The sequence below is a fragment of the Algoriphagus sp. SE2 genome (genome assembly GCF_039563885.1).
Taxonomy (GTDB): domain Bacteria; phylum Bacteroidota; class Bacteroidia; order Cytophagales; family Cyclobacteriaceae; genus Algoriphagus.
In genome coordinates, this window is the sequence record NZ_JBCLWJ010000017.1 from 50,067 (window position 1) to 62,588 (window position 12,522).

Sequence of the window (12,522 nt, forward strand, 5' to 3'; positions counted from 1 at the left end):
CACATCTGTAAGAACTTGTCACAAAATTTCTTTGAAAAAAATAACAAACTCAAATAATTGCATTTCAAATCAGAATTTTGTGGAAAAATATTTATTCAAATGCATTTCAAATATTGAAAAAAAAACAGATAATAATTATTTTTTTGTTATTGGCAAGGCAATTGTGTTGTGATTTATTAATTTTATAACATCCTAAGCGATATTTTATGTTTTTTATTCTTTCAATTTTAACTGCTTTCTCTGTGGGTTTGTTGGTAACCCCAATATTAATTTCATTTTTAAAGAAACTGAAGATTGGAGATACTCCTGGAGGAAGAAAAATTCATAAGTCTTTCGTCCCCTCTATGGGAGGTATAGGGTTTTTCATTGCCGCTTTTACCTCTTTTGGTATATGGGCATGGCAATTCCCTTTACCCGACATAACTTATATCCTAGGGGGTATTGTTCTAATGTTTTTTGTTGGTTTAAGGGATGATATTGTTGAGTTGAGAGCATCAAGGAAGTTACTAGGTCAATTATTAGCAGTTATTTTGATTGTTGTTGTTGCTGATATAAGGATAAAAACTTTTCATGGATTTTTAGGAATAGGAGATTTAAATATTGCCTTTAGCTACATTTTCACGGGGATAGTATTACTTGCTCTAACAAATGGCTTTAATTTAGTAGATGGTTTAGATGGGTTAGCTGGTACAATTGCCATAATCTCTCTGAGCTGCTTAGGAGGTTGGTTTTACATTCAAGGGATCGAAAGTTATGCTTTGATAAGTTTTGTTTTTTTAGGTGGAGTCCTTTCATTTTTGGTTTTTAATTGGCATCCTGCTAAAATATTTATGGGTGATACAGGTTCTCTAACATTAGGGTTTACTTTAGCCACTTTAATAGTAGCATTTATGGAGATTAATGAAGGTTTACCTGAAGGGACATTTTTAAAATTGGAGCCTACTTTCTCCATGTCAGTGGCTTTAATGATTTTTCCATTATATGATATGGCAAGAGTATTTACTCGTAGACTTTCCCAGGGTAAAGGACCTATGACTCCAGATAAATCACATGTGCATCACTTCCTTATGCGAATGGGATTGAAGCATAATCAGGTTGCTGTTTTGCTTGGCATGCTACAGCTAATGGTCATATTATTAGTTTTTTCAATGAGTGAATTTTCTGATCATATGGTACTCCCTATTATATCTCTAATTGCTATTTTATTGGGTTGGAGATTAGATCAAGTCACTGTTAAATATGTTAAAAAGAAGGTTATTCAAGCACCAAGAATATTAGAAAGTAGAGAGAGAAATTCAAAGAATAAGAAGAAGGTGAGGTTAGACAAAGAGAGTTTTAAAGACACTCCAATCAACATGAATTAATTGTCTGATTTAAGATTTATTTTTTAACCAAAAAGTTAAGGTAAGTGTAAAAAACAACTTTATTTGAATTTGGTATCTCTACTAAATATAAAATTTCACCCTCATTGAGGGTTTCAACGTTTACTTTAAAAAGTCGAATTTACTAGTCTTAGCTTTTCTAGAACAAGAAGCAAAGAGCCTTTTTTAATAGGACTTATTGTCCCCAAATACGATTGATGTGATGGTCATCCAAATTATTTTTAAATCAAACATAGGATACCAATTTTTTATATAATACATATCGAGTTTATGGCGGAAATAAATAGCATTAAAGTATTTAGTTTCCCCTCTATACCCTTTTGCCTGAGCTAAACCAGAAATTCCAGGCTTCACTAAATTCCTAAGAATAAATCCTTCAATTATTCTCTCACCCTCTTCGTTCTGAATAGGTATAAGAGGCCTAGGGCCTATTAAAGACATATTACCGTAAATTACGTTCATGAATTGTGGTAATTCATCCATACTGATTTTTCTTAAAAATTTACCGATTCGGGTAACTCTCGGGTCATTTTTAGTAGCCTGTTTTAAATCCGCATCATCATTCACAATCATGGTTCTAAATTTATAGCAATTAAAAAGTCTCCCATTCATTCCTACTCTTACTTGTTTAAAAAATACCGGTCCAGCTGAATCCAATTTTATTAGGACAGCAACAATGGGAAATAACCAAAATCCGCAGATTATAAAAAAGGAAAACGCTCCAATTAAATCGAATAATCTTTTTAAAATTAAGTTTTTCCAATTATAATTTTTTGAAAAATCGAACGCCTCAGTTTTTTCGAATTCTTTTTTGGAATTTAATTTCGATTGCTCTATTCCAACTATTCTCCACACTTGTTTCGCCATGTTATTTTTAGTAGAAAATCAATAACTAAATACCTCAATTCAATAAATCGAAGGTCGGTATACTAAATCAATTTTCAAAAAAGGTTGATTGTAGTTTTCTTATCTTATTATAACTAAGGAGGCTTTTTTTGCTATAAAAACAATCTGAATATTCATTTTTAAAACACTTATTGAAATAAAGAATTTGTAGATTTTTTAAATTTCACTTCAATACAATTATGGTAGTCAATATCTGATTTAAAAAGATTTAAATCCAGGATCTGTTCTCTTTCCCATCATTTTGCTGATTAATTCCACAAATTGTAGCGTAATATTAGAAAATGATTGTTTTAATCCGGGCTTATCTTAAATGCACCCATATTCTTTTTAGAAAATTTAAACCTATATCAAAATACAATTAACAACCTTTTTTATAAGGTGAAATATTTTTGTTCAAGGTGAGAAAAGGAGAAATTGATTGGTTTTTAAGGATTATTTTATTTGGTTTTTATGTTTTAAATGGTATGTTTAGTGGAAATTCATTTATCGGTTTAAATGTCCTATAGAATTCCTCTTTCTTTTCCTGTATTTGAAGGTAATGAGAAAACCTATACTGAAAAGGCTATAGCTTCCGGTAATTTGGCAACATATGGGGCATTTATTAATAAGTTTGAACACAAACTTTCGAAAAAAACTAAAACTCATCAAGCAGTTGCAATAAATTCAGGTACTTCAGCATTGCATTTAGCCATGATTTTATTAGGTATTGGACCTGGTGATGAGGTTATCTGTCAATCTTTTACTTTTTGTGCTTCGGCTAACCCAATTGTTTATTTAGGTGCCAAACCTATATTTGTTGATAGTGAAACAGATACGTGGAACATCTCTCCTGAAATTCTCGAAGATGCGATTCTTTCAAGAATAGCAGCAGGAAAAAAACCAAAGGCAATTGTTTTAGTACATCTTTTTGGAATGCCTGCAAAAATCAATGAAATTTTAAATGTTGCAAATAAATACCATATACCGATCCTTGAAGATGCTGCTGAAGCAGTTGGTAGTCAATATCAAGGAAATGCTTGTGGTACATTCGGAACGATTGGAATCTATTCTTTTAATGGGAATAAGATCATAACTTCTGGAGGTGGAGGCGCCATCGTTTCTAACAACACCAAAATAATTCAAAAGGCAGCTCATTTATCCACTCAAGCAAGAGAAGACCTACCTTATTACCAGCATCTAGAGATAGGCTTTAATTATAAGATGAATAATTTAGCCGCGGCAATTGGTTTAGCCCAATTGGAGCAATTAGATGATCTAGTTTCAAAAAGAAGAAAAATTAATAACATATATAGAGAGCTGTTTTCAAAAGTCCCTGGTATTTCTTTTCAAGATGAAGATAAATTAAGTCGATCAAATTATTGGTTAACCACAATCATAATTGATGAGGAGACTACAGGGCTTAAAAATGATAGGATTCGATTATTATTGCTCGAAAAAGGAATAGAAACAAGGTTCTTATGGAAACCTTTACATCTTCAGCCTATTTTCAAAGATGTCCCTTTTTATGGAGGGGATTTCGCCCAAAACATGTTTGAGACAGGTTTATGCCTACCAAGTTCTTCTAATCTTACTTTTGATCAACAAGAAGAAATAGTAGAATTAATCGAAAGAGAAATTTCAAAAACTTATAGGTAAGTGATTTATCAGAAGTTTATTAAAAGACCTTTAGATTTTGTAATATCTTCATTGATGTTACTATTACTTTCTCCAATTTTCCTTTTACTTTTCGTGATCCTAGGCCTTTATCACAAGTCTTCACCATTTTTCACCCAACCTAGGCCAGGTAAAAATGGAAAAATTTTTTTTATCCTGAAATTTAAGACTATGCTTGATTCCTATGATGAACAAGGGCATTTGCTATCGGATGAAGAAAGAATTACTGAACTGGGGAAAGTAATAAGAAAAAGTTCGTTGGATGAAATACCTCAATTATTAAATGTTTTGAGAGGGGATATGAGTATGGTTGGGCCTCGGCCTTTATTGATAGAATACCTCAATTTATATTCCGACGAACAGCATAAAAGACATGATATAAAACCGGGTGTAACAGGTTGGGCCCAAATTAATGGAAGAAATGGAATTTCATGGGAGCAAAAGTTTAAATATGATATTTGGTATATTGATAACTGCAGTTTAGCTCTTGATATAAAAATTCTGTTTAGTACATTTTTTAATGTTTTGTCAGGAAAAGGAATTTCTCAAGAGGGACATATTAGCATGAAAAAATTTACCGGAAATTCTACTAAAGACTATACGAATCAATCAGTTTTGTGATTTTTCTGATGATTCATTTGAATTTGTTTTTTGAAGAACTTTTTTACTTATTTGAAAAGCGCAAAATTTTATTGGATTAATTTGGTATTAACCTAAGTTTCTTTGGGTATTGCTTAATTCTTTTGATTAAATATGATATCTTTGCTTTTCAGTTTAATTAAGTTTGTAATCAAATAATGTCCATTTGACTCAATCTCTACTATGAATTTTTTGACTAGGTTAAAAATCCTTCCAAGATGGATCATAGCTACGCTTGACTCATTCATTTTATTTCAATGTGCACTTTTTGGGTACTTGGTTCGGTTTAACTTTGAACTTTCTCTCATCGAACAAAATGATGCATTTGCTGGGTCCTTCACATTTATGATAGGTGGATTACTTGTCATGCAAAATACTCGGAGTTATGAAGGGATTGTCCGGCATACTGGTTTTAGAGATGGTTCTAATATTTTTAAGACCGTAATAATCAACTTTGTATTATTTCTTTTCTTAAATTTTTTTCGCGGTAATTTTCTTAATGATAGATTTTTACTACCTAATTCAGTTTTAATTATAGCAAGCTTGTCAGCTATGTTCATGCTGATTTTTTACAGATTATTGGTAAAAGAACTATTTGTTTATTTGAAGAATGGTATCACTGAGCGAGAAATGAAAAACGGAGTCATTTTTGGCGCTGGTGAAGCTGGAATTATTGCACAGGAAGCAATAAAAAGAGATAGTAAGAGCCTCTTTAATACAGTTGCTTTTTTAGATGATGATCCTAAAAAAGATGGTAAGAACATTGATGGTAAAAGAATATATAAAGGTCTTCTTGAATTAGATAAACTTGTTAAGCAACATGATGTCACCGAATTAATTATTGCTGTAAAAGACCTCACAGTTCAAAGGAAGAATGAAATTATAGATGAATGTCTTCGATTGAATATATCCGTTTCCATAGTCCCACCTGTTGGGCAATGGATCAATGGAGGACTTACAGCTGGAGCTATTCGGGAAATCAAGATTGAAGATCTTTTGAGTAGGGAACAAATTCAGTTAGAAAATCCTAGAATTCAAGAAGATTTGGTAGGCAAGGTAGTTTTAGTTACTGGAGCTGCTGGCTCTATTGGTTCTGAATTATGTAGACAGATTTCGCATTATGATCCTAAGCTTTTGATTTTGTTGGATATAGCAGAATCAGCTTTATATGATATAGAGCAAGAGTTTAAAGAGAAATGGCCTCAGTGTAAAATAAAAATAATTCTGGGCGATGTAAGGAATAAGAAGAAAATGAAAGAGGTATTTAGGAATTTAAAACCTCAAGTAGTTTTTCATGCCGCTGCCTACAAGCATGTCCCAATGATGGAAAACTATCCAGAAGAGGCCGTTCATGCGAATGTGATAGGTACAAAGATATTGGCTGATTTATCTGTACTTTCCCAAGTAGATAAATTTGTTTTTGTATCTACAGACAAGGCGGTAAATCCTACAAATGTGATGGGAGCAAGTAAGAGAACTGCAGAGATGTATGTTCAGGCATTAAATGAATATCTCGAAAGAAATCACAAAAAATATCACACTAAGTTTATTACTACCCGATTTGGTAATGTGTTGGGTTCCAACGGTTCTGTAATTCCACTATTTAAAAAGCAAATTTTACATGGCGGGCCAATTACTGTAACTCATCCTGATATTACCAGATACTTTATGACTATCCCAGAGGCCTGCCAATTGGTGTTGGAGGCAGGAGTGATGGGAGAAGGAGGGGAAATCTATGTTTTTGATATGGGAAGACCTGTTAAAATTTTGGATTTGGCGAAAAAGATGATTCAACTATCAGGGAAAAAAGTAGATGAGGATATAAAAATTGTTTTTTCGGGGTTAAGAGAAGGAGAGAAATTATATGAAGAACTTTTGAATGACTTCGAAACAGTTAAAATTACTCATCATCCAAAAATAAAAATAGCGCAAGTAGCTCCAGCTGCGTATCATAAAATCGATGGACAGATAGAACTTTTTATGGATTTAATTGGTAAGAATTCTGAAAATGATCTCGTAAGTCATCTCAAGGTAATTGTTCCTGAGTTTATTTCTAATTCTTCTAGATTCGAAGTTTTGGATAGGTTGAATTAACCATGAATAGATAATATTAAAAGTCTTTTAACTCCAGATAAGAATCTGGAGTTTTTTTGATTCAGAACGTTTGGGATTCTAAATATGGATCCTAGTTAATGCTTATTTGAATATCTATCTTTGTTCGACTTTAGGGATAAATACCTTACAATGAAAAAAGAAATCCAATTACAGCTTTCGCCAGAAGAAGCGTATGATTCGGAACTGTTTAGATCTACAGTTCTTAAAAATGCTGGAATTAGCCCCACAACACCTCAAGTACAAGTAAGACAAATTAAAAGATCTATTGATGCCAGAGGTAGAAAGGTTAAGGTTAATGTTCGTTCAGAGATTTTTATAAATGAGAAACCAGAGTCTTTAATTGAACATAAGCATACCTATGGAAACGTCAGTAAAGCCGACCCAATAGTAATTGTTGGTGCGGGACCAGCTGGTCTTTTTGCAGCACTAAGAGCGATAGAGTTGGGAGTGAAGCCAATAATTTTAGAAAGAGGAAAGGACGTTAGGGCTAGAAGGAGGGATTTGGCAGCTATTACTAAACATCACCTAGTTAATCCAGATTCTAATTATTGTTTTGGGGAAGGTGGAGCAGGCACTTATTCTGATGGAAAGCTTTATACGAGATCAAAAAAGAGAGGGGATATTCGGAGGATTATGGAGATTTTGGTAGCACATGGTGCAACTGAAGAAATCCTGGTCGATGCACATCCACACATTGGAACAAATAAGTTACCAAAACTTGTGGCAGATATTAGAAATACGATCTTAGAATCTGGAGGGGAGATACATTTTGATTGTAGAGTCGAGGATTTCATTTTAGTAGGAAATGAAATTAAAGGAGTAATAACACAAGTAAGAGAGAAAATAAAAGGTCTTGGAGTTATTCTGGCTACAGGTCATTCAGCAAGAGATATTTTTCAGTTACTTCTTGAGAAAAAGATTTTTATTGAGGCCAAACCCTTTGCTTTAGGCGTTAGAATCGAGCATAGTCAAAATTTGATAGATAGAATTCAGTATCATTGTGAGGTAGATAGAGGTCGCTACTTGCCTGCATCTTCTTATTCGTTGGTTACACAAACAAATTTTAATGGAATACAAAGAGGAGTATTTAGCTTTTGTATGTGTCCGGGGGGATACATTGTACCTTCAGCTACCTCTCCCGGTGAATTGGTAGTAAATGGGATGAGTCCAAGCAGGAGAGATAGTAAGTATGCTAATTCAGGAATTGTCGCGGCTGTTGAATTGGAAGATTTACCTGAGTATCAAAAATACGGACCATTGGCCGCAATGTACTTTCAGTCTGAAATTGAGAAAAAGGCTTGGGAAATGGGAGGGAAAACACAAAAAGCTCCAGCTCAGAAAATGATTGATTTTGTTCAGAAAAAAAACAGTTCTTTTCTTCTGGATACTTCTTATCAACCAGGACTAGAATCTGTAGAAATGCGAGAAGTTTTACCGGATTTTATTTCAGAAAGGCTAGCCATGGCTTTTAAAGTATTTGGTCAGAAAATGCATGGATATTATACGAATGAATCACAATTAATCGGTGTTGAGAGTAGGACATCTTCCCCGGTAAGGATTCCCAGAGACAAAGAAAGTTTTGAGCATGTTCAGATCAAGAGACTTTATCCATGTGGAGAGGGGGCTGGATATGCAGGAGGAATAGTGTCGGCTGCAATGGATGGAGAGAGGTGCGCTGAGAAATTGATTGCGGCCTATATCAAAAAGTAAATCTCTCTTAAAATTGCTCGTCAATACCTGACATAAATTAATAAGCCTGCTTTCATTTTCTTATTTTGCAATATGGAGTACGCGATTGTAGATATAGAAACAACAGGTGGCACAGCATCAAACTGTGGTATAACTGAAATCGCAATCCTGATCCATGATGGTGAAAAGGTTATTGAGGAATTTGAATCCTTGATCAATCCAGAACAAGAAATCCCTAGCTATATCACAGGCCTTACTGGAATAGATTCTGCAATGATTCAAAATGCTCCGACTTTTGATGAATTGGCAAAAAAATTATGGGAATTGCTCCATGAAAGAGTTTTTGTAGCTCATTCCGTTAATTTTGATTACGGTTTTTTAAGAGAATCTTTTAAGAGAGTTAATAGGGAATTTAAAGCTGAAAAACTATGTACAGTTAGACTTTCCAGAAAGATTATTCCTGGATTGAGTTCTTATAGTTTAGGTAGAATATGTGAAACTAGAGAAATCCCAATTTATGCAAGGCATAGAGCAATGGGTGATGCCAGAGCAACTTCAATTCTTTTTGATCAGATGATAAAAGAAAGGCCAGATATCATTTCTGCTTCTTTAAAAAAGAATTCCGGAGAGTCATTTTTACCCCCAAACTTTTCACTTTCTAAATACAGAGAAATACCCGAAAAGTGTGGTGTTTATTATATGTTAAATGATCGGGGAAAAGTCATTTACGTAGGAAAAGCAATCAATATCAAGGAACGGTTTAAAAATCATTTTTCAGGAAATTTACTACCAGGAATAAAGCAAAAACTTAAAACCGAAATTGTAGATTTAAAATGGCAAATTACTGGGTCAGAATTAATGGCCTTGTTGTTTGAAGCGTTGGAAATCAAACGATTATGGCCAAAATATAATTCTGCTTTAAAACTCCCAAAAACACTTTGGGGCTTATTTTACTATGAAGATAATTCTGGTTATTCAAGATTTCAAATAGCAAAAGTTTCAAAGCACTTAAAGCCCTTCGAATCGTTTTTGTCCTCTGATGAAGCTATTTCTTTTTTAAAAGAAGGGATAGAGAATTTTGAACTTTGCCCAAGGCTTTGTGGCTTAAGGAAAGCAGCTTGTAAGCAAGATGAACCGATAAGCTGTCAAGGTAAGTGCAATTCAGAATTGGAAACAAAAGTATATAATGCCAAAGCTGCTTCTTTTTTAAATAGTATTAAAGAGAGTCAAAAGGAAATATTGGTGACCTTGGAAGGGAAAGAGCCAAATGAAATTACAGCTTGTGTTTTTGAGAGGGGGATTTTAAAAAGCTACGGTTTTTTTGAAGAGAATGCCAAAGTAGAAACCATCCTTGAAAACCTAAATCCAGTCCCTTCGATTCCAGAAACTTATTACATTCTCAAGAAATTTATTCCACACCTAAAACCTGATCAAATTCGTGTTTTGGACTCAGTTTCTTGATTTTTTTGATTTTATTTTCACCCAGTCTTCAGGTAATACACTATAATAAATTGTATCTCTTCTTCTCCCTTTGACCATCAGCGTGTGACTGCGAAGTATTCCTTCTTCAATAGCCCCTAATTTTAGCAAAGCATGTCGAGCTGAAAGATTCAGTACATCTGTTTTGAATTCAACCCTTTCAAGATCTAATTTTTCGAAGCAATATTCCAGCATCAAGTATTTCATTTCTTGATTTATCCCAGTTCCATGAAATTCTTTGCCAAGCCAGGTCCAGCCTATCTCTAAGCGTTTATCTCTTGGAGAAAAATTACCAAAAGCTGTAGAGCCAGCAACTTTTCCCTTTGTTTTTTCAAAAACAGTGAATTGAAACCTCTCTTGGATTAAGGCGGGTTTTGCCCAATTCATAAAACCCTCTTTAGTTTGAAGATCATGAGTAAACCACGTCCACATTTCAGGCTCATTGCATAGAATTTGAAGTAAAGGAAAGTCCTGCTCGCTAAAAGGCTTAAGCAGGACTTTATCATTTTCTAGAATAAGGTTTTTTTCGATCATTTAGCCAAGGACTTCTTTAATCGCACTATTGTAAAGGGAAACTTCTTCAATTGTTCCAGTTGAGATTCTGCACCAATCGTTTAAGGGAGGAAAAGGACGTCCGATAATAAAGCCTTTATCAGCCATTTGCTTATTCAACTCTACGATATCCCGACCTGTATGGAAAAACACAAAGTTCGTATGAGATTCAAGGTAGGGGAGATTGAGTTCATCTAATGTATTCGTAATCATCTTTTTTGCCTCTTTAGCTTTGTTTACAGAAAAGTCATAGAAGGCTGTGTCTTTTAAAGCCGCTTTTCCCGCTTCAATTGCCATGATATTTGTATTTGCCACCACTCGCTCTGAAAGTTTAGCGGCTATTTCAGGTCTAGCTATCAAATATCCCAACCGAATTCCGGCAAGTCCATAAACTTTTGAGAAAGTTTTTGAAACAATGACATCTTTCCCCTGCTTTACAAACTCCACCATTGAGGGATAATTAGGCTCTGTGATGTAGTCATAGTAAGCTTCATCCGAAAACACAATTGCCTTTTTACTAACAGTTTCACAAAAATCCCGAACTCTATCTGCTGGAAGTAATTTTCCAGTTGGATTATTCGGATTGCAAAGAAATACTAGCCTTGTATTATAAGAGACTCTTTTTTCGATTTCATCAAGATCAAAATCATGGTCTTTGGTCAAAGGAACCCAATTGATGTCAGTACCCCATAGTGCAGCATAATCCATCATCGATAAAAATGTTGGAGCACAGGAAATAATTTCCCCTCCCTGTCCAAAAGTAATTCCGGTAATTTTTAGACCCTCTGTAGAACCTGCTACCATTACAATATGGTCTTCTGGCACACCTTCTTTAGCCGCAATCATTTTCACTAAGTCGGAATTATAGCTCCAAGGATATCTGCAACCCAAGTCAAAGCCCTCTGTCATTGCTTTTCTTACTGATTCAGAAGGACCGTAAGGGTTTTCATTAGATCCTAATCTAATTGGGCCTGCTAAAGGACGTGGGTTAAATTTTTTTATTTCTTCAGCTGATAGTGAAGTAGTTATTCCGGCCCCACCCAGTAAGGCAAAACTACTTCCTAGGGCTGTCCTTTTGAGCCATGATCTTCTTGATAATCCTGTCATATTTTTACGATTTATTTGTTAATTATCTAAGCACTTTAACAATACTTTATAAAATTTACATTTTCCTAGCTGCTTTATTAAAATATATTTTATTACTGAAAAACCTTCTAAAATAAAATAATCTATCCTAAATAAGAAATAAACGAAATTATTTTTTAAATTAAACAAAAGCACAATTTACCCTAAACCCAAAACATTATGAAAAAGATTGTTTTATTCTTGATTTTTGGCTTATTGATGGCGACCGGTGTTCGGGCTCAACAAGCTCAATATATGGTATTCGATTTTATTAAAGTTGAAAACGATCAAATTTTTGATTACATCGAATTTAAAGATTTAATGGAAAAAGTTTATAGACAGGCTTTAAATGACAATAAGATAAAAGGTTGGGATTTTTGGGCTTTGCAATCCGGAGCAGATCAAAGTGCATTCCAATACATCATGATAACATATTATAATGATCCGGTGAACATGATGAATGGACTTGATGAATCTACGATGATGGATTACACTAAGATTGCATACCCTCATTTAAATGATGCTCAGGTAGCAAATCTATTTCAAAATGCCTTGGCTATTAAAGACACACCCATGAGACTTTATATGAAGCAGATTGTCTCAACAGATGATAATTTTCAAATGAAACCAGGGGTCTTGGCTTCATTTGATTTAATGAAAGCGAATGAAGGTATGTTTGATCAATATGAACAAGCTGAAGAATTAGTCTTTAGGCCAATCCATCAAAAAAGAATAGAACAAGGCATGATGGGGCATTGGAGCTTTCTCCGGACAGCTCTGCCTTTAGGTTCAGAGGCTAAGTCCACTCATTTGACTATGAATATGTATAAAGATTATATGCAGTTCTTTAATGCCCAGGCCTATGAAGATTTGGATCAAACAGAGGAGGAGCAAAAAGCGGTCAGTGCAGGTTTGAATTCGAGAGATCAAAAGTGGGTTTATTTGGCCATATTAGAAAATATAGTGAGATAATAGTCCGGTT

Annotated in this window: 10 protein-coding genes; 7 read left to right on the plus strand and 3 right to left on the minus strand. The window is 34.1% G+C overall.

The annotated features are described in order from the left end of the window. Window positions 1–206 precede the first annotated feature (206 nt). Window positions 207–1,364, plus strand: a complete 1,158-nt coding sequence (locus AAGF08_RS17235; RefSeq protein WP_343512581.1) for an MraY family glycosyltransferase — start codon at window positions 207–209, stop codon at window positions 1,362–1,364. A gap of 183 nt (window positions 1,365–1,547) precedes the next feature. Here the strand turns inward: AAGF08_RS17235 and AAGF08_RS17240 are convergent, their stop codons facing one another. Then, window positions 1,548–2,249, minus strand: coding sequence for a sugar transferase (locus tag AAGF08_RS17240; RefSeq protein WP_343512582.1), 702 nt, complete (start codon window positions 2,247–2,249; stop codon window positions 1,548–1,550). A gap of 534 nt (window positions 2,250–2,783) precedes the next feature. Here AAGF08_RS17240 and AAGF08_RS17245 point away from each other — a divergent pair. The 5 genes from AAGF08_RS17245 to AAGF08_RS17265 all read left to right on the plus strand — a co-directional run bounded on the left by AAGF08_RS17245 (window position 2,784) and on the right by AAGF08_RS17265 (window position 9,845). Then, window positions 2,784–3,923 carry an aminotransferase class I/II-fold pyridoxal phosphate-dependent enzyme gene (locus AAGF08_RS17245; RefSeq protein ID WP_343512583.1) on the plus strand — a complete coding sequence of 380 codons (1,140 nt, stop codon included), beginning with the start codon at window positions 2,784–2,786 and terminating at the stop codon, window positions 3,921–3,923. Then, a complete protein-coding gene (locus AAGF08_RS17250) occupies window positions 3,924–4,562 on the plus strand; it encodes a sugar transferase (RefSeq protein ID WP_343512584.1) in 639 nt (212 codons plus the stop codon). A 201-nt stretch (window positions 4,563–4,763) separates the two neighbouring features. Then, window positions 4,764–6,674 carry a nucleoside-diphosphate sugar epimerase/dehydratase gene (locus AAGF08_RS17255; RefSeq protein WP_343512585.1) on the plus strand — a complete coding sequence of 637 codons (1,911 nt, stop codon included), beginning with the start codon at window positions 4,764–4,766 and terminating at the stop codon, window positions 6,672–6,674. Window positions 6,675–6,824: 150 nt separating this feature from the next. Further along, window positions 6,825–8,405: an FAD-dependent protein gene (locus AAGF08_RS17260; protein WP_343512586.1), complete on the plus strand. Its 1,581-nt coding sequence runs from the start codon at window positions 6,825–6,827 to the stop codon at window positions 8,403–8,405. Between the two features lie 72 nt (window positions 8,406–8,477). Beyond that, the gene (locus AAGF08_RS17265) at window positions 8,478–9,845 is read left to right on the plus strand and encodes an exonuclease domain-containing protein (protein WP_343512587.1); all 1,368 of its coding nucleotides are present in this window, start codon (window positions 8,478–8,480) and stop codon (window positions 9,843–9,845) included. On the opposite strand, the gene AAGF08_RS17270 is transcribed toward AAGF08_RS17265, so the two are convergent. Beyond that, window positions 9,834–10,397 (minus strand): GNAT family protein, encoded by a 564-nt coding sequence (locus AAGF08_RS17270; RefSeq protein WP_343512588.1) that lies wholly within the window; start codon window positions 10,395–10,397, stop codon window positions 9,834–9,836. The two genes, AAGF08_RS17265 and AAGF08_RS17270, sit on opposite strands and share 12 nt — an antisense overlap. Beyond that, on the minus strand, window positions 10,398–11,522 hold the full coding sequence (locus tag AAGF08_RS17275; protein WP_343512589.1) for a histidinol-phosphate transaminase: 1,125 nt from the start codon (window positions 11,520–11,522) through the stop codon (window positions 10,398–10,400). It abuts the gene before it with no gap. Between the two features lie 198 nt (window positions 11,523–11,720). On the opposite strand from AAGF08_RS17275, the gene AAGF08_RS17280 reads away from it, so the two are divergent. After that, complete coding sequence (locus AAGF08_RS17280; protein ID WP_343512590.1) at window positions 11,721–12,512, plus strand: hypothetical protein; 792 nt, start codon at window positions 11,721–11,723, stop codon at window positions 12,510–12,512. Window positions 12,513–12,522: the final 10 nt, after the last annotated feature.

What these genes read in the sequence shown, in the direction of transcription:
- AAGF08_RS17270 (WP_343512588.1), bottom strand. Translation starts at nt 10,397, where the DNA reads ATGATCGAAAAAAACCTTATTCTAGAAAATGATAAAGTCCTGCTTAAG.
- AAGF08_RS17260 (WP_343512586.1), top strand. Translation starts at nt 6,825, where the DNA reads ATGAAAAAAGAAATCCAATTACAGCTTTCGCCAGAAGAAGCGTATGAT.
- AAGF08_RS17280 (WP_343512590.1), top strand. Translation starts at nt 11,721, where the DNA reads ATGAAAAAGATTGTTTTATTCTTGATTTTTGGCTTATTGATGGCGACC.
- AAGF08_RS17235 (WP_343512581.1), top strand. Translation starts at nt 207, where the DNA reads ATGTTTTTTATTCTTTCAATTTTAACTGCTTTCTCTGTGGGTTTGTTG.
- AAGF08_RS17240 (WP_343512582.1), bottom strand. Translation starts at nt 2,249, where the DNA reads ATGGCGAAACAAGTGTGGAGAATAGTTGGAATAGAGCAATCGAAATTA.
- AAGF08_RS17265 (WP_343512587.1), top strand. Translation starts at nt 8,478, where the DNA reads ATGGAGTACGCGATTGTAGATATAGAAACAACAGGTGGCACAGCATCA.
- AAGF08_RS17255 (WP_343512585.1), top strand. Translation starts at nt 4,764, where the DNA reads ATGAATTTTTTGACTAGGTTAAAAATCCTTCCAAGATGGATCATAGCT.
- AAGF08_RS17245 (WP_343512583.1), top strand. Translation starts at nt 2,784, where the DNA reads ATGTCCTATAGAATTCCTCTTTCTTTTCCTGTATTTGAAGGTAATGAG.
- AAGF08_RS17275 (WP_343512589.1), bottom strand. Translation starts at nt 11,522, where the DNA reads ATGACAGGATTATCAAGAAGATCATGGCTCAAAAGGACAGCCCTAGGA.